Origin of the sequence: Arthrobacter gandavensis (assembly GCF_039528575.1) — a bacterium.
GTDB lineage: Bacteria > Actinomycetota > Actinomycetes > Actinomycetales > Micrococcaceae > Arthrobacter_B > Arthrobacter_B citreus_B.
Window position 1 is genome coordinate 846,605 of record NZ_BAAALV010000002.1, and the last position, 17,609, is coordinate 864,213.

The 17,609-nt window shown below is 66.4% G+C and carries 15 protein-coding genes; 11 read left to right on the plus strand and 4 right to left on the minus strand.

Going from position 1 to position 17,609, the window contains the following annotated elements; translation table 11 throughout:
• Positions 1-30 precede the first annotated feature (30 nt).
• The 4 genes from ABFX29_RS07215 (at position 31) to ABFX29_RS07230 (ending at position 3,544) form a co-directional block, all read left to right on the plus strand.
• Entirely contained in the window at positions 31-1,092 is a 1,062-nt protein-coding gene (locus ABFX29_RS07215) for a hypothetical protein (protein WP_152226147.1), read from the plus strand.
• 62 nt (positions 1,093-1,154) lie between these two features.
• Complete coding sequence (locus tag ABFX29_RS07220) at positions 1,155-2,519, plus strand: sensor histidine kinase (RefSeq protein WP_152226149.1); 1,365 nt, start codon at positions 1,155-1,157, stop codon at positions 2,517-2,519.
• Entirely contained in the window at positions 2,512-3,195 is a 684-nt protein-coding gene (locus ABFX29_RS07225) for a response regulator (protein WP_152226151.1), read from the plus strand. Before ABFX29_RS07220 ends, ABFX29_RS07225 begins: the two co-directional genes overlap by 8 nt.
• 40 nt (positions 3,196-3,235) lie before the next feature.
• Positions 3,236-3,544 carry a hypothetical protein gene (locus ABFX29_RS07230; RefSeq protein WP_152226153.1) on the plus strand — a complete coding sequence of 103 codons (309 nt, stop codon included), beginning with the start codon at positions 3,236-3,238 and terminating at the stop codon, positions 3,542-3,544.
• On the opposite strand, the gene ABFX29_RS07235 is transcribed toward ABFX29_RS07230, so the two are convergent.
• The 3 genes from ABFX29_RS07235 to ABFX29_RS07245 all read right to left on the minus strand — a co-directional run bounded on the left by ABFX29_RS07235 (position 3,464) and on the right by ABFX29_RS07245 (position 6,636).
• A complete protein-coding gene (locus ABFX29_RS07235) occupies positions 3,464-4,348 on the minus strand; it encodes a 1,4-dihydroxy-2-naphthoate polyprenyltransferase (protein ID WP_152226155.1) in 885 nt (294 codons plus the stop codon). The genes ABFX29_RS07230 and ABFX29_RS07235 overlap by 81 nt on opposite strands.
• Before the next feature lie 191 nt (positions 4,349-4,539).
• Positions 4,540-5,676, minus strand: coding sequence for an AMP-binding protein (locus ABFX29_RS07240; protein WP_152226157.1), 1,137 nt, complete (start codon positions 5,674-5,676; stop codon positions 4,540-4,542).
• 6 nt (positions 5,677-5,682) lie between these two features.
• Positions 5,683-6,636, minus strand: coding sequence for a 1,4-dihydroxy-2-naphthoyl-CoA synthase (locus ABFX29_RS07245; RefSeq protein WP_152226159.1), 954 nt, complete (start codon positions 6,634-6,636; stop codon positions 5,683-5,685).
• 125 nt (positions 6,637-6,761) lie between these two features.
• Between ABFX29_RS07245 and ABFX29_RS07250 the strand changes: the two genes are divergently transcribed.
• Genes ABFX29_RS07250 through ABFX29_RS07280 form a run of 7 tightly spaced genes read left to right on the plus strand, consistent with a single transcriptional unit; the run spans position 6,762 to position 16,558 of the window.
• On the plus strand, positions 6,762-10,487 hold the full coding sequence (locus ABFX29_RS07250; protein ID WP_152226161.1) for a nitrate reductase subunit alpha: 3,726 nt from the start codon (positions 6,762-6,764) through the stop codon (positions 10,485-10,487).
• The gene (gene narH, locus ABFX29_RS07255; RefSeq protein ID WP_152226163.1) at positions 10,487-12,163 is read left to right on the plus strand and encodes a nitrate reductase subunit beta; all 1,677 of its coding nucleotides are present in this window, start codon (positions 10,487-10,489) and stop codon (positions 12,161-12,163) included. Before ABFX29_RS07250 ends, narH begins: the two co-directional genes overlap by 1 nt.
• Positions 12,160-12,858 (plus strand): nitrate reductase molybdenum cofactor assembly chaperone, encoded by a 699-nt coding sequence (narJ, locus tag ABFX29_RS07260; RefSeq protein WP_152226165.1) that lies wholly within the window; start codon positions 12,160-12,162, stop codon positions 12,856-12,858. The genes narH and narJ overlap by 4 nt, the downstream gene beginning before the upstream one ends.
• Positions 12,855-13,682 carry a respiratory nitrate reductase subunit gamma gene (gene narI, locus ABFX29_RS07265; protein WP_152226167.1) on the plus strand — a complete coding sequence of 276 codons (828 nt, stop codon included), beginning with the start codon at positions 12,855-12,857 and terminating at the stop codon, positions 13,680-13,682. Before narJ ends, narI begins: the two co-directional genes overlap by 4 nt.
• 21 nt (positions 13,683-13,703) lie before the next feature.
• On the plus strand, positions 13,704-14,942 hold the full coding sequence (locus ABFX29_RS07270; RefSeq protein WP_152226168.1) for a nitrate/nitrite transporter: 1,239 nt from the start codon (positions 13,704-13,706) through the stop codon (positions 14,940-14,942).
• 37 nt (positions 14,943-14,979) lie between these two features.
• The gene (locus ABFX29_RS07275) at positions 14,980-15,705 is read left to right on the plus strand and encodes a histidine phosphatase family protein (protein ID WP_152226170.1); all 726 of its coding nucleotides are present in this window, start codon (positions 14,980-14,982) and stop codon (positions 15,703-15,705) included.
• Positions 15,689-16,558: an NAD(P)H-hydrate dehydratase gene (locus ABFX29_RS07280; protein WP_152226171.1), complete on the plus strand. Its 870-nt coding sequence runs from the start codon at positions 15,689-15,691 to the stop codon at positions 16,556-16,558. The genes ABFX29_RS07275 and ABFX29_RS07280 overlap by 17 nt, the downstream gene beginning before the upstream one ends.
• A 30-nt stretch (positions 16,559-16,588) precedes the next feature.
• On the opposite strand, the gene ABFX29_RS07285 is transcribed toward ABFX29_RS07280, so the two are convergent.
• Positions 16,589-17,575 (minus strand): NAD(P)-dependent alcohol dehydrogenase, encoded by a 987-nt coding sequence (locus ABFX29_RS07285; RefSeq protein ID WP_152226173.1) that lies wholly within the window; start codon positions 17,573-17,575, stop codon positions 16,589-16,591.
• Positions 17,576-17,609 lie beyond the last annotated feature (34 nt).

The window sequence follows — 17,609 nt, forward strand, 5'->3', positions numbered from 1 at the left end:
TCAGCCGCCGGGCCGCGGCAGGGGGAGCGCTTGGAGAATTCAGAACTGAAGGACCGCCCTGGGCAGGGCGAAATCGCCTACAACCGGCGTTGGCTGATTGGTCTTGTAACCGGACTCTTCGCACTCGGAATTGCTGCGGCGGCATGGATGGCGAGCGTGGCCGGCCGCCTGCCCGATCCGATGGCAAGCCACTGGGGCCCGAACGGCGTGGACGGTTACATGTCCCTCTGGGGCAACGCAGGTATTGCCGTGTTCGTCGGCGGGGGCAGTGGAGCGCTCATTGCCGGACTGTCCATCCTGACCCGCGGCTATTCGGCTTTTACTGCCCGGCTCGGTGTTGGCTTCGGAGTCGGTTTCGGAATGCTCATGACGGGCCTGGCGGTGGCTGTCGCCGCAGGCCAGCTCGATCTGGCAGACGCCTCACAGGCGGAGATCTCCGGTCCGGTGATGTGGGCTGCCGCCGTGGCCGGCTGCATTGCCGGTGGCGTGAGCGGCTGGCTGTACCGGCCCGCAGAAGTGGACCGGACTCCCAGCCCGGCTACGGACGCTGCGGCGGCTGAGGCAGCCAGTGAAGAGTCGGCCCTGGCCGCCGATGCGCGCCGGGCCGCTGCCAGCGGGGAAAGCCTGGTCATCAAGGTCTCCATGGGACCGGCCAAGTGGCTGCTCTGCCTCGGAACCGGCGCAGTAGTTGCGCTGAGCCTGGTGTTCCTCCATCCCGCCCTGGCCCTGCTGGGGATTCCAACCGCCGTGCTGCTGTGGATCTTCTGCTCGGGCAAGGCCGTGATTGACGACGCCGGCGTGCGGGTGTTGGCTGGCGGGTTCTGGAAGCTGATGCCGCTTTCCCACAGAGAGATCCAGGCGGCTTCCGTCCAGGACATCCAGGCGATGGACTTTGGCGGCTGGGGCTACCGGCTGACCGGCGGCAGCGTCGGCTTCATCATGCGCAGCGGTCCGGCCCTGGTCCTGACGGCAGGATTCAAGCAGCGTTTCGTGATCTCGATGCCCGACGCCGGGACTGCCGCCCTCGCCTGCGCGCTGGTAAACGCGCACCGGACTGGCCTCCGGGATGAATCCCGCCCACCTGGGGTCTGAATTGACGGCTCCATGCCGGGTTTCGCCACTTTGGGTCCCTAAGCGTCGCTAGGGTGGCTGCTATGAGGTCACTTCTCTCCATCTCAAGGCGCTGGGCGGCTCCTGCTGCGGCTGCTGTCTTTTTCGTCGCCTGGTGTGTGGCCGAGTGGGGAGAGATGGGGCCGATCATCGGTTTCTTTCCGACCTATTGGACTGGAACCGTGCCGCTGCTGGTGCTGACGGCGGCAATCGGGACAGCCGTCCGCTGGCCTGTCCTGTCTCTTTGCCTGACTGCGCTGCTCCTGCTGGGCCAGCTCTTGCGCGCCGTATCATCGATGGATTCCTCGCATTGGGCCATGTATGTTGGCTCGTTTATAGCGCTGGGCCTGATCGCCTGGACCGGCAGCAGGCGGATACGGATTATCGCCGCCCTCTCCAACGTCTTCTTCGCTGCCGTGATGACCTTCCTGATGCTCTCGTGGCGCTATGGGCACGGCCGCGGATTCGGGGCGGACTGGCTTCCTACGTTTTATGCCGGCGACAGGGCAACCCTGGCAACCTTCGCACCCCAGCTGTTCCTGCAGCTTCTTCTTATCGCAGGGTCGTTTTTCGCCGCAGGCCTGCTGCTGGCACTGGTCCAGGAACGGGGAAGTCTGTTCCGGGCCCGTGAGCTGGCCCAGTCCACGTTGAAGGACCGTGAAATCGACCTGGTGGTGGAGCAGGAACGGACCCGCATCTCCCGCGACCTCCATGATGTCCTGGCACATTCTCTGGCAGTCATCGCCGCGCAGGCTGATGGCGCACGCTATTCGGTGAAAGACCAGCCCGAACCGGTGCTCAAGGCGCTGGAAACCATCGCCTCATCCGCCCGGAGCGCCCTGGTGGATGCCCAGCGGGTCATCGAGGGAGTCGAGGATGACGGGATGAGAGCACCGCAGCCGAGGCTGAATGACATCACAGAGCTTATTGACGGCATGAGCAGCAGCCTGGAAATCACCCGGGGGACGTCCGGGCACCCAGTCGATCTCTCCGACGGCCAGCAGCTTGCCGTCTTCCGGATTGTGCAGGAATGCCTGACTAATGCCTTGAAGCATGTGGGCCGGGGAACAACGGTCCGTCTGCACTTCGACTGGAGCGGTCCGGGACTGACGATGCACGCGGCCTCGGGCCTGCCGGAGCGCCACGGGTCAGAGGAGGCCCAGGCGCGCCGGCCGGGGCGGGGGATACCCGGGATGCGGGAACGTGCGCATCTGGCCGGCGGCTGGCTTACGGCGGGTCCGGATGGAGAGCAGTTCCGGGTGACTCTGTTCCTGCCGTACGGCCCGGGGGAGAACCGTCCCGCTGCGGCAAGCCTGGCTGAAGACCCGGCACCTGACGAGCCGGAGCACGAAGACGCGACAAGGCTCGCCTTGAGCACTGGCGAAGAACGGAATAACAAGAATGCCTGAGTCGAATACGCGGATCTCGGTAGCGCTGGTCGATGACCAGCCCCTGTTCCTGGCCGGGATCCGGATGCTGGTGGAGAGCCAGAAGGACATGGTTTTCAGCTGGGAGGCCGGCGATGGACTGAAAGCGGCAGAGCTGGCCGCCGAACTGCGCCCCGACGTGATCTTGATGGACCTGCGCATGCCGGTCGTTGATGGGGTGGAGGCCACCCGTCGAATTGTTGCCGAAGCGGAGGGCACGGGATCAGACCCGCCCCGGATCATTGCCTTGACAACTTTCAACCGTGACCAGGCCGTTGTCCAGGCCGTTCAGGCCGGAGCCAGCGGCTACCTGTTGAAGAGCGCCGAACCCGAGTTCCTCCTCGCAGCGATCAGGACAGTGCACACTGGCTACTCGGTGATCGCACCGGGATCGATCCACTCGCTGTTCGAGCATGCGGCCCGCAGTGCTCTTCCCCGGGAACCGGATCTGTCCGCTATCGAGGTGCTCTCGGCGCGGGAGAGGGATGTGTTCCTGCTGGCCGCCAAAGGGCTGAGCAACCAGGAGATAGCGCAGAGCCTTTTCATCTCGGAAGCCACGGTCAAATCCCACCTGAGGAATGTGCTCGACAAATTGGAACTGCGTACCCGGATCCAGCTGGTGTCCTTCGCCCACGAGCACCGATTGCTGGGTACCTGAGGTGGAAGGGGGCAGGCGGATTCCGCGGGGACGGCAGTGTGTGTCCGGCCACCTGGGTGTCCTGGCGGCAGCAGCACACGCTCTTTCCTGGTTTGGTGCGGGCGCACTTATGGCGGCATCAGGCATGGGAACCTCGAACGGATGGAACCAGGCTGCCTGGATTGTCATCCTCGTTGTGCTGCTCGGATCTGCTGCCCTGCTGCTGGGCGTAGTCCTCGGCGTCGTCCGTTCCGGCCCGCCGGGGCTGCGCCCCGCCAATGTTCCGGTGTTAGGCCAGCAGCCGGGTCAGCACCAGCGCCAGGCCGTAGATCACGCTGAAGCCAAGGTTGATCAGGCCGGTCTGCTTTAGCACCGGAATCAGGCTGCGGCGCTTCTTGCCCTTGAGCATCAGCCAGCTCGGCATCAGGCACGCCGGCAGCAGCAGCAGGACCAGCAGCACCCAGGGGTAGTCACCCACCAGGAGCAGCGGAAGCAGCAGTGCCAGGGCCAGCATCATCACGTAGCTGATCCGGGCGGCGTCGTCGCCCAGTCGAACGGCCAGCGTCCGTTTGCCCGACTCCCGGTCGGTGGGGATGTCCCGCACATTGTTGGCCATCAGCAGGGCGGTGGCAATCAGCCCGGTGGAGACCGCACCGATCCAGGCGGCGGCATTGACCGAACCGGCCTGGGTGTAGGTGGTGCCCAGCGTGGCTACGAGCCCAAAGAAGACAAAGACAAAAACGTCGCCCAGGCCCAGGTACCCGTACGGGTTGCGGCCTCCGGTGTAGCCCCAGGCCGCCGCAATGCAGCCGACCCCTACGAGCAGCAGGAACCAGGCCTGGGAGAGGATCACCAGGGCAAGCCCGGCAGCCATGGCCAGGCCGAAGCAGAGGAACGCTGCGTACTTCACGTGCTTGGCAGCTGCTGCGCCGGATCCGGTGAGGCGCAGCGGGCCAACGCGGTTGTCATCGGTGCCGCGCACGCCGTCGGAATAGTCGTTGGCGTAGTTAACGCCCACTTGCAGCAGGACTGCCACCGCGGCGGCGAGCACAGCGTTGAGCCAGCGGAAGCCGCCCAGGTCGAACGCAGCCGCGGAACCGATAATCACCGGAGCAACCGCCATTGGAAGTGTCCGGGGGCGTGCCCCCTCGAACCATTGCGCCGCTGTGGCCACAGTCAATTCCTTCTATGTTGGCTTGGTGCTGATGCTCTCCGGCAGGAACCGCACCTGCCGGCCAGCTACATTCTCCCGCACCTCTGCCGGGAGCGCGAAAACGCCCCTCCGCGCGCCGAGATAGCAGAAAGTGCACGTCCCAGCGCTGAGACGTGCACTTTCTGTCATCTCGATGAGAGAACAGGGCAGTCCTAGCCGCGGGCGGCAGCGAGCAGCCGGCGGACGGCCAGCCGGTCGGTCTTCCCTCCGGGCAGCTGGGGGAGGCGCTCGAGCTCCACTACCACCTTGGGCACGGCGGGGGCTCCGAGTGCGGAGCGGACGGCGCTGCGCAGCAGGCCCGTGTCCACGGAGCCGACGACGACGATTCCCACCACCGCGCCCCACTCCGGGTCATCCAGTCCCATGGCCACTGCCTGATGCACCTCGGGAAGCTGTTCAGCTGCAGCGGCTACCGCAGCACCGGAGACTTTCACGCCGCCGGTGACGATCACGTCGTCGAGCCGGCCCGTCACCGTGACGATGCCGCGGGCATCCACCGAACCGGTGTCATCGGTACGGAACCAGCGCTTCCCGGAATGGAAGGCAAACCGCTCGGCGCTTAGCTCCGGCGCACCCAGGTACCCTTCGGCCAGCATATCTCCGGCGATCCAGAGCCGGCCCTGGTCCTCCTGGACCTCGACGCCGGGCAGCGGAACGCCGTCGTACACGCAGCCCCCGGCTGTCTCGCTCATGCCGTAAGTGCGCACCACGTTCAGCCCGGACTCCGCTGCCTGCGCCAGCAGGGAACGGCTGGAGGCAGCGCCGCCGAGCAGGATCGCGTCGAACCGGCGAAGCACGGCGAGCGTGTCCGGCGCCGGATCGGTGAGCAGGCGGTGCAGCTGGGTCGGTACCAGGGACGTGAGCCGGGTCCGGTCCGTCAGCGCCTGGGCCGCCGTGGTGAAGGCCTCGGGGCTGAAGGGCGCCCCGGTGTCCATGAGCACGGGTTCGGTTCCCGCGTAGAGCGAGCGCACCAGCACCTGCACCCCGGCAATGTAGTGCACCGGCAGGGCCAGCAGCCACTGGCCGTCCCGGCCCAGATGCATCGCGGTCGCCATGGAGGACGCCGCGAGGGCATCGGTGCTGAGCATGGTCTGCTTGGGCGTACCGGTGGAGCCTGAAGTGCTGATCACCAGTGCCACGTCGTCATTGGGCAGTTCCCCGGTGAACGTCTGCGCCGGATCGGCATGCGGGGCGACGGCGGGGCCTTCCCCTGCCAGCGCGGCAGCAAGCGGCGGCAGCAGGTCCCCGGCATTGAAACCGGCCGGTGTGTGGACGGGAAGCAGTTCCATGACGTCCTAGAAGTAGTAGGGGAAGTTGGACCAGTCCGGGTCCCGTTTCGCCAGGAACGCTTCCTTGCCCTCCACCGCCTCATCCGTCATGTACGCCAGCCGGGTGGCTTCGCCGGCGAAGACCTGCTGGCCAGCCAGTCCGTCGTCTGCGAGGTTGAAGGCGAACTTGAGCATGCGGATGGCCTGCGGGGACTGCCGGGCAATGTCCGCAGCGTATTCCAGGGCCACCTTTTCCAGGTTCTCGTGGTCCACCGCTTCGTTGACGGCGCCCATGGCAACCATGTCTTCGGCAGAGTATTCGCGGGCCAGGAAGAAGATTTCCCGCGCACGCTTCTGGCCGATCTGCCGGGCCAGCAGCGCCGAACCGTAGCCGGCGTCGAAACTGCCGACAGTGGCGTCGGTCTGCTTGAACTTTCCGTGCTGGCGGGAAGCGATGGTCAGGTCGGAAACAACATGCAGGCTGTGCCCGCCACCGGCTGCCCAGCCGTTGACGACGGCGATGACCACCTTGGGCATGGTGCGCATCAGGCGCTGCACTTCCAGGATGTGCAGCCGGCCGGCGCGGGCCGGATCAATTGTTTCCTGGGTCTCGCCGTCGGCGTACCGGTACCCATCCCGGCCGCGGATCCGCTGGTCTCCGCCGGAGCAGAAGGAGTGCCCGCCGTCCTTGGGGGAGGGGCCGTTGCCGGTGAGCAGGACGGTGGCAACATCGGGAGTCATGCGGGCATGGTCCATGGCCCGGTAAAGCTCGTCCACGGTGCCCGGACGGAATGCGTTGCGTACCTCCGGGCGGTTGAAGGCGATCCGCACGGTGGGCAGGTCGCGCACCACGGCGCCGTCGGCGTCGCGCTCCACCTGCCGGTGGTAGGTCATGTCGGTGAAGTCGTCGAAGCCGCCAACCACCCTCCACTGCATGGGATCGAAGATGTCAGAGACCTGCTCGGGTAGTTGTGTGCTCACGGATCGAGTTTATCGCGGTCACAAAAGTCGGCTTTCGGAGCGGCAGCCGGAGCATCTTCGCCGGTGCCGGACCGGAATCCGCACGCACGCTGTTGACCCCGGAAGACGGCGCGTAGCTTGAGTAAATGGCTAGCAGCTCCGTGACGGGGACAGACGGCCCCGCTTCCGATGCACTCCTGAAACTCGGCAGGTTCTTCACCCGCTGGGACGAGACGGCCGACGGCCGTGCGGTCTTCCGCGAAGGCGGGCGGAAGGGCGACGCGTTCTACCGGAACCGGTGGAGCCACGACAAGGTGGTCCGCTCCACGCACGGGGTGAACTGCACCGGGTCCTGTTCCTGGAAGGTGTACGTCAAGGACGGGATCATCACCTGGGAAGCGCAGGAAACCGACTATCCCACGGTGGGCCCGGACCGGCCGGAGTACGAACCCCGCGGCTGCCCGCGCGGCGCTGCGTTCTCCTGGTACACCTACTCACCCACCCGGGTCCGCTACCCCTATATCCGCGGCGTCCTGCTGGAAATGTACCGTGAGGCCAAACGCTCTTCCGGCGGGGACCCGGTGCTGGCCTGGGAAGCGCTGGTGGCTGATCCCGAGAAGCGCCGCACCTGGCAGCAGGCGCGGGGCAAGGGCGGGCTGGTGCGCTCCAGCTGGCAGGAAGCCCTGGAAATGACGGCGGCGGCGCACGTTTCCACGATCAAGAACTTCGGCCCGGACCGCTGTACCGGCTTCTCCCCGATCCCGGCCATGTCCATGGTCTCCCACGCTGCCGGAGCCCGGTTCATCAACCTGATCGGCGGGGTGATGAACAGTTTCTACGACTGGTACGCGGACCTGCCGGTAGCGTCCCCGCAGGTTTTCGGTGACCAGACCGACGTACCTGAATCGGGGGACTGGTGGGACGCGACCTACCTGATGATGTGGGGCTCCAACATTCCGGTGACCCGCACCCCGGATGCGCACTGGATGGTGGAAGGACGCTACCGCGGCACCAAGGTGGTTTCTGTCAGCCCGGATTACGCGGACAACACCAAGTTCGCCGATGAGTGGCTGCCGGTCCAGGCCGGCTCCGATGCGGCCATGGCGATGGCCATGGGGCACGTGATCCTGAAGGAGAATTTCGTGGACCGGCGGGTGCCGTTCTTCGAGGACTATGTGCTGCAGTTCACCGACCTGCCGTTCCTGGTCACCCTGGTGGACGGGCCGGACGGCACAACAGTTCCGGGTAAGTTCCTCACCGCACAGGACCTGGGCGGCGAGAGCGCGCAGGCTGCGGACGCCGCGTTCAAGACCGTCCTGCTGGAGCGGTCCAGCGGCGCCGCGGTGGTGCCCAACGGTTCACTGGGCTTCCGGTACAACGACGACGACGCCGGCAAATGGAACCTGGACCTGCAGGGCGTGGTTCCCTCGCTCTCGCTGGGGGACACTGCCGGGTGGTCCGGAGAGACCTCGGGCGTGGACCTGCCCGTTTTCTCCGATCCATCCGGTGCCGGATCCGTGGTGCACCGCGGCGTGCCGGTCGCGGAAGTTGCAGGCCGGAAGGTCACCACGGTCTTCGACCTGATGCTCGCCCAGTACGGTGTGGGCAGGGAGGGGCTGCCGGGAGACTGGGCGGCAGGGTACGACGACGCTGCCACCGCCTGCACCCCGGCCTGGCAGGAGGAACTGACCTCCGTCAAACCCTCCGCAGTGATCCGCACCGCCCGGGACTTCGCCGCGAATGCGGAAAAGTCCCGCGGCCGGTCCATGATCATCCTGGGTGCCGGGATCTGCCAGTGGTACCACGGGGACGTCACGTACCGGGCCATCCTGGCCATGCTCATGCTCACCGGCTGCGAAGGACGCAACGGCGGCGGCTGGGCACACTACGTGGGGCAGGAGAAATGCCGCCCCATCACGGGCTGGGCGGCTATGGCGTCGGCGGGGGACTGGAACCGCCCGCCGCGCTTTATGATCGGCACCGCGTTCTGGTACATGCACACGGACCAGTTCCGCTCCGACGGCTATTCCACGGACGGCGTGCAGTCCCCGCTGGCGGAAGGCCACCTGCGCGGCATGCATTCAGCCGATGTGATTGCCAAGTCCACCCGGATGGGATGGATGCCGTTCTTCCCGCAGTTTGACGCGAAGAACTCACTGGACGTGGCCGATGAAGCCGCCGCCGGCGTCGAACGCGGCGAAGCCGAAACACCGGCCCGCTGGGTGGCGGACCGGCTGAAGGGCGGGCAGCTGCGCTTCGCGGTGGAGGACATTGACGCCCCTCAGAACTGGCCGCGGACACTGATCCTCTGGCGCTCCAACCTGCTGGGCTCCTCAGCCAAAGGCGAGGAGTACTTCCAGAAACACCTCCTGGGCACCCTGAACAACGTGCTGGGTTCTGATCACGGGGACGCCCGGCCCAAGGATGTGGTGTGGCGGGAGGAAGCACCGCAGGGCAAGCTGGACCTGCTGGTCTCAGCCGACTTCCGGATGACCAGCTCCACCCTGCTCTCCGACGTGGTTTTCCCGGCCGCCACCTGGTACGAGAAATACGACCTCTCCTCTACAGACATGCACCCCTACGTGCATGCGTTCACCCCGGCCATCGCGCCTCCGTGGGAATCAAAGTCGGACTTCGAGCTGTTCCGGCTGCTTTCCGTGGAATTCTCCCGTCAGGCACAAAAGCACCTGGGGGTCCGCAACGACCTGGTGGCCACCGCACTGACGCATGACACCCCGGGGGAGATCGCGCAGCCCGGCGGCCATGCCCCGGACTGGAAAGGCACGGACATCCCGGCTGTGCCTGGAAAGAACATGCCGAGCCTCGCCGTCGTCGAACGCGACTACACGGCCATCGCGGACAAGTTCGTTGCCATGGGCCCGCTGGCGGAGAAGCTGGGTTTCACCACCAAAAACATCACGTACAAAGTCGACAAACAGGTGCGGCAGCTGGCGCAGAAGCACGGTGTCTTCGATTCCGGTGCAGCCCGCGGCAGGCCGGCTGTGGACACCGACGCACGGATGGCGGAGGCAATCCTGCTCTTCTCCGGCACCACCAACGGCGAACTGGCGGTCCAGGGCTTCGAAACCCTGGAACAACGCACCGGCACCCCGCTGGCCGACCTGGCGATCGGCGCCGAAGATAAGCTGATCACCTTCCGTGACACGCAGGACCGCCCGACGCCGGTCATCACGTCCCCGGAATGGTCCGGTTCGGAGTCCGGCGGCCGCCGCTACGCCCCGTTCACCATCAACATTGAACGGCTGAAACCCTTCCACACGCTCACCGGGCGGATGCACTTCTTCCTGGACCATGACTGGATCCGGGACATGGGGGAGGCCCTGCCGGTGTTCCGCCCGCCCCTGGACATGAACCGGCTCTTCGGTGAACCCAAGCTGGGCACCAAGGGAGAACTGTCCGTGGCGGTGCGGTACCTGACCCCGCACAACAAGTGGTCCATCCACTCCGAATACCAGGACAACCTCTTTATGCTTTCGCTCTCCCGCGGCGGCACTGCGGTCTGGATGAGTCCCCAGGACGCGGACCTGATCCAGGTCGCGGACAACGACTGGGTGGAGTGCGTGAACACCAACGGGGTGCTGGTGGGCCGCGCCATCGTTTCCAGCCGGATGCCCGCCGGGGTGGTCTACGTCCACCACGCACAGGAACGCATCATCGATACGCCGAAATCCGAGGCCACCGGACGGCGCGGCGGCATCCACAACTCCGTCACCCGGATCCTGGTCAAACCCAGCCACATGGTCGGCGGATACGCCCAGCTCTCCTGGGCCTTCAACTACCTGGGCCCCACGGGCAACCAGCGGGACATTGTCTCCGTGGTCCGCCGGCGCTCGCAGGAGGTGAGCTACTGATGAGGATCATGGCGCAGACGGCGATGGTCATGGCACTGGACAAGTGCATTGGCTGCCACACCTGCTCGGTGACCTGCAAACAGGCCTGGACCAACCGGGCCGGTACCGAATACGTGTGGTTCAACAACGTTGAAACCAGGCCGGGGCAGGGCTACCCCCGCCGCTACGAGGACCAGGAGAAGTGGCGCGGAGGGTGGGAACTCAACCGGCGGGGGAACCTGAAACTGAAGTCCGGCGGCCGGGCGGCGAAGCTTTTTGGCCTGTTTGCCTCACCCGTGCAGCCTGAGCTCAGCGACTACTACGAACCCTGGACCTACGACTACGAGAACCTGATCCAGGCCCCGGCCGGGAACGATTTTCCGGTGGCCCGGCCCAAGTCCCTGATTACCGGGGACAACATGAAAATCCAGTGGTCGGCGAACTGGGATGACAACCTGGGCGGCGCACCGGAGACCGCGCAGCAGGATCCCGTGGTGGAAAAGCTGCGCCGGGAGGCCGAGGACAAGGTCAAGTTCGAGTTCGACCAGACCTTCATGTTCTACCTGCCGCGGATCTGCGAGCACTGCCTCAACCCGTCCTGCATGGCATCCTGCCCCTCCGGCGCCATCTACAAGCGGGAGGAAGACGGAATCGTCCTGGTGGACCAGGACCGCTGCCGCGGCTGGCGGCAGTGCGTCACCGGCTGCCCGTACAAGAAGATGTACTTCAACCACCGCTCCGGCAAGGCGGAGAAGTGCACGTTCTGCTACCCGCGGATCGAAGTGGGGCTGCCCACGGTGTGCGCGGAGACCTGCGTGGGGCGGCTGCGGTACATCGGCATCTTCCTGTACGACGCCGACCGCGTTACCGAAGCGGCGGCCACCCCCAACGAGCAGGACCTCTACGAAGCGCAGCTGGACCTGATGATGGATCCGAATGACCCGGAGGTCATTGCCGCCGCCCGCGCAGAGGGCATCCCGGAGGACTGGCTGGACGCCGCACGCCGGTCACCGGTGTACGCGCTCGCGAAGGAGTTGCGGGTGGCCCTGCCGCTGCACCCGGAATACCGGACCATGCCCATGGTCTGGTACGTTCCGCCGCTGTCTCCGATCGTGGATGTGCTCAAGGACCAGGGGCACGACGGCGAGGACGCCCGCAACCTGTTCGGCGCTATTGAGGCGCTGCGCATCCCGGTGGAGTACCTTGCCGAACTCTTTACCGCCGGGGACACGGACCTGGTGACCGCAGTGCTGCGCAAGCTGGCGGCCATGCGTGCCTACATGCGGGCCATCACCCTGGGCGATGCCCCGGACGAATCGATCGCCGCCGACGTCGGAATGACCGGGGAATCCATCGTGCGGATGTACCGGCTGATGGCTGTGGCCAAATACGAGGAACGGTACGTGATTCCCAGCGCCCACCTGGAGGACGCGCACAACCTCGAGGAAATCGGCTGCTCACTGGATACCGACGGCGGGCCGGGCATGGGCCAGACCGGAGTTTTCGGTGAAGCGTCCGGGCGTCCCATGCCTGTGGCCGTTGAGAACTTCAACGCACTGGAAGCCCGGCAGCGCGGCGACGACCCGGCCGGGAACCGGGACATGACGGGCCGGGTCAACCTGCTGAACTGGGACGGCCGGGGAGGCACGCAGGGGCTGTTCCCGCCCGGTCCCCAGGACGGGGGCGAGCGGAAATGAGCCTGCTGGAGAAGCTGCTGGGCAAACCGGGCAAGGGCACTCTCGCGCCCGAAGCGTACGCGGACAGCAATCCCCGGCGCAGCGCCGTCGTACGCCAGGTCGCGTCCCTGCTGCTCCAGTACCCGGACGAGGACCTGCTGGCGTCCCTGCCGCTGCTGCGCGGCGCCCTGGAAGAGGAAGGCGCGCTCACCGACGGCATGGAGGAATTCCTGGACTCGTTCACGGACCGGCCGCTGACGGATCTCCAGAGCGAGTACGTCCAGGAATTCGACCTGTCCAAACGGCACAGCCTGCACCTGACCTACTGGACCGACGGCGATACGCGCCGCCGCGGCGAAGCGCTCGCCGCCTTCAAGGAGGTCTACCGGGAGCACGGGCTGCTGCCCGAGGGTACGGAACTGCCGGACTACCTGCCGCTGGTCCTGGAGTTCGCGGCCAAGGTCTCACCGGCGGACGGCTATGAACTGCTGCAGCGCTACCGTCCGTCCGTGGAACTGCTGCGGCTGGCGCTGCGGGACGCCGGCCTGCCCTACAGCCACGTCCTGGCGCTGGTCTGTTCCACACTGCCAGGGGTCTCGCCGGAGGACGCGCAGACGGTGATGCGCACCGCCGGCTACGGCCCGCCCACTGAAAGCGTGGGCCTGGAACCCTACAGTTCGCGGCTGCTGCCGCTCTCTGAGAGGAACCGGACATGATTGCCACAGGATCGCGTTTCCCCGCCGATGTGCTGCCGCCCGAAAACGTGACCGTCACCCTGGGCGACGTCATGCTCTGGGGAGTGCTCCCGTATGTGGTGATAGCCGTCCTGGTGCTGGGTTCCATCTGGCGGTACCGGTACGACCAGTTCGGCTGGACCACCCGGTCCTCGCAGCTCTATGAGGCGCGGATCCTTCGCATCGCTTCTCCGCTGTTCCACTTCGGGATCCTGGCAGTAATCGCCGGGCACTTCATCGGGCTGGTGATTCCCCAGTCCTGGACAAAGGACGTGGGGATCTCCGAGGGGCTGTACCACGCGATGGCCCTGGGGATCGGTCTCATCGCCGGGATCGGAACCATGGTGGGGGTGGTCCTGCTGATCTACCGGCGCCGCACCACCGGACCGGTGTTCATGGCCACGACCCGGAACGACAAACTGATGTACGTGGTCCTGGTCGCGGCACTGTTCGCCGGCCTGGCAACAACCCTTATTTCCGTGTTCGACCCGAACATCACCGATTACCGCGAAACTGTCTCGCCCTGGTTCCGGTCCATCTTCATCTTCCAGCCGGACATCGCCGCGATGACCGCTGCGAGCCTCTCCTTCAAGATCCATACGCTGTGGGGCCTGGCCCTGTTCGTGATCTGGCCGTTCACCAGGCTGGTGCACGCCTTCACCGCTCCGCTGCAGTACATTTTCCGCCCGTACATCGTCTACCGCTCCCGCGGGAAGCGGAAGACGCCCGGCGCGGTGGCGCCGCGCCGCGGCTGGGCGCCGGTGGGTACGCCGGACCGGGACCGCAGGGGAGTTCCCCGGCAGTAAGGACTTCGCGAAAGGACAGCCATGGCATCCGCACCCTCCGCACCTGCCGCCCCGGACCTGAAATCCGGGCAGCTGCTGAACCTGGTTACCGCCACCGTAGCCTCCACCGTGGGTTTCTGGGCCTGGACCATCATTGGCCCGCTTTCCGCCCGATACACCCAGACACTTGACCTGAATCCATCCCAGGCTTCCATCCTGGTGGCCATGCCCATCCTGGTGGGTTCCCTGGCCCGGATTCCGGTGGGTGCCTGGACCGACCGCTACGGCGGAAGGCGCATGTTCACGCTGGTCCTGGGCGCGACGGCGCCGCTGGTGCTGCTGACTGCGCTGGCGGGTGAATCGGAAAGCTACGCGCTGCTCATCATCGTCGCGTTCTTCCTCGGCATCGCCGGTACGGTCTTCGCGATCGGCATTCCGTTCTGTTCCGCCTGGTATGACCGCAGCCGCAAGGGCTTCGCCACCGGCGTCTTCGGCGCCGGAATGGTTGGCACCGCCGTGTCCGCGTTCTTCACGCCCCGGCTGGTCACCGGCGTGGGGTACTTCAATGCCCACCTGATCATTGCGGGGGTAGTGGCGCTGATGGCGGTGATCAGCTGGCTGGTGCTGCGTGAATCCCCGGCCTGGAGTAGGCCCACCGAGCCAACGCTGCCCAAGATCCGGCATGCATTCACGCTCAAGGCCACCTGGCAGCTGTGTTTCCTCTACGGCATAGTCTTCGGCGCATTCGTTGCCTTCTCCAACTACCTGCCCACCTATCTCGGCAACGTCTACGACTGGGACGCCACGGACGCCGGAACCCGCACCGCAGGCTTTGCCGTCGCTGCGGTGATTGCCCGGCCCATCGGCGGTACTGTCGCAGACAAAATCGGGCCCAGGATCGTCACCCTCGTATCCTTCGCCGGAACCGTGGTCCTGGCCATGGTGGTGGCGTTCCAGCCCAGCCAGGAGCGGGTCTACGGGACGGCGTTCCTGCTCATGGCGCTGTTCCTGGGGCTGGGCACGGGCGGCGTCTTCGCCTGGGTGGGACGGGCCGCTCCGCCCAAGGACGTGGGTACCGTCGGCGGGATCATAGCCGCTGCCGGGGGACTGGGCGGCTACTTCCCGCCGCTTGTCATGGGTGCAACCTACGACGCCGAGAACTCCAGTTACTTCGTGGGACTCACCCTGCTGGCGGTCTTCGCGGCGCTGGCGCTGCTGCTGACCTTCACCGTGCGCAACGGCGGAAAAACCGACGAACGGGCGGCGGCGCCGTCGTCGTAGCCCTTGGCCCCGGCGGGCGCCGGAGTAGAGTCGGACGATGGGTGCAACAGAGCTGATCCTCATCCGCCATGGCGAGAGCGCCGGCAACGTCGCCGCAACCCACGCCCAGCGCACCGGAGCCGAGGTGATCGACGTCGGGCTCCGGGATCCGGATGTGCCGCTCAGCGCTGACGGGGAGCGGCAGGCCGTGGCCCTGGGCGCATGGCTGGCGTCGCTGCCCGCCGAGGAGCGGCCGGATTCAGTATGGTGTTCCCCGTACCTGCGGGCCCGGCAGACAGCTGAACTGGCAGGGCTGTCCCCCTTCCGGGTGGATGAACGCCTGCGGGACCGCGAACTGGGAATACTTGACCTGCTGACTTCCCGCGGCGTCGCCGCACGCTATCCGGTGGAAGCCGAACGTAAACAGTGGCTGGGTAAATTCGCGTACCGCCCGCCGGGAGGGGAGTCCTGGGCAGACGTTGCCCTCCGGCTGCGCTCGCTGCTGCGGGACCTGGACGACGCCGAGGACGGGCGCCGGGTATCGGTCGTGTGCCATGACGCGGTGATCCTGCTGCTGCGCTACGTCTGTGAAGGGCTGCTGGAAGCCGAGCTGCTGGATATCGCTGCCGCGAACAGTGTGCGCAATGGTTCGATTACCCGTCTGGTGCGTCCCTCCGGTACCGGTTTCTGGAACGTTGCCGCCTTCAACGGAGTGGACCACCTGGCCGCTGGCGGCGCCCCGGTCACCGAACATGCAGGAGATGAAAATGTCCACCCGCGCTGAACTGGTCACCCCCGCGCTGCTGCGCTCCTGGCAGGTCTCCCGGGATGCCGAAGGCAAGGATGACAGGGGTACCGTCCTGGTGGTGGGCGGTGCGCGGCGGACACCCGGTGCTGCGATCCTCACCGGCCGGACGGCGCTGCGTGCCGGTGCCGGCCGGCTGACGCTTGCCGTGGCCGAAGCGGCCGCCGTTGCCTCCGCCGTTTCGCTGCCTGAGTGCGGCACTGTGGGCCTGCAGGAAAAGGGGCAGCGCATCGACGGGAGCGCTGCTGCCGACGCACTCGGTGCGGATCTTGAAACCGCGGACGTCCTGGTGGTGGGACCCGGCCTGGACAACGCCGAGGACACCGCAGACCTGCTGCGCAGTATCAGCCCCAAGATCCCGCAGGACGCAGCAGTGGTGCTGGACGCGTACGCGCTGGGTGTGCTGCCCGGTCTGCCGGAACTGGGGGAGCTGCTCTCGGGGCGCCTGGTGCTCACCCCCAACCGAACCGAAGCTGCACGCCTGCTGGACACCGATGAAATAGAGGACGCCGACGCCGCAGCCCTGGATATCGCCCGCCGCTACGGTGCGGTCGTGACCAGCAAGGGGCGGATCACCGCCCCGGACGGCCGTGCCTGGGAAATACCGGCGGGCAATCCCGGCCTGGCCACCTCGGGAAGCGGAGACGTCCTGGCCGGAGCCGTGGCCGGCTTCCTTGCCCGGGGAGCATCTCCTGACCAGGCAGCCTGCTGGGGCACGTACCTGCATGCTGCGGCGGGTGACCGGTTGTCTTCTTCCAAGGGCCCGCTGAGTTTCCTGGCAAGTGAACTGCTCGAAGCCATGCCGCAGGTGATGACGGAACTGACGGTGTAATACCGGAGCGGCTGGCTGTGGACCTGCTCGTCACGTTCCGGAAACCGTCATCACGATGCTTCCCTGTACCTGGCCGGATTCGAGTCTTGCCATGGCAGCCGCGACGTCGGCCAGCGGGAACCGGCTGTCAATGTGCGGTACAACAGCGCCCGATTCCAGCAGCCCGTTCAGCCGCTCAAGTTCCGCGCCGCTCTCCTTCGCCAGCACATTCCTGAAGCGCCTGTGGCCCCGGTCCAGCATTGAGAGGAAGCGTCCGGCCAGTTGGCGCTCGATCATTCCTCCGGTCACCCTGCCGCCTTCCTCACCGCCCACCAGTGCAGCGGTTCCACCCGGTTTCAGTGCCCGCCGGAGCCTGGCGAGGGAAGGGTTGCCTGCGATGTCGATGACCGCGTCATAAGCACCTGCTGACGCGGCGAAGTCCTCCGACTGATAATCCAGGACGTTCTGCGCCCCCAGGCCACGCACAAAACCGGCCTTGCCGGCAGAGCAGACGCCGGTCACCTCCGCACCGGCCGCAACCGCGAGCTGCACGGCGAGACTGCCCACCCCTCCGGAGGCGCCGGTGACCAGCACCCGCTGCCCGCGGGACACCCGTGCGGCGTCGGCCACTGCCTGAAGCGCGGTAAGCCCGGAGACCGGAACGGCAGCAGCCCGCTCGAAATCCAGGCCCTCGGGCATCGGCGCCAGCTTGCGTTCCAGTGCCGCGGCGTAGCCGGCGAAGGAGCCCTTCCCGATGCCGTACACCCGGTCTCCGGGTTTGAACCGCGTGACATCCTCGCCGACGGCCATGACGGTGCCGGCCAGATTGTGCCCGGCCACCTGCTGACGAGGGGAACGGAGACCAAAGAACACTCTGAGCAGATAGGGAGTACCCGTCATCACGTGCCAGGCTCCTTTGGCAAGTCCTGCGGCGTGCACTTGGACGAGGACGTCGCCGGCCGAGATCACCGGAATCGGCACCGTTTTTATCGTGAGTACGTCAGTGCCGCCGTAACCGTCCTGAACCACGGCGGTCATCTGTGGAGGCAGGGCGGCGCCTTGCCCCGGCACA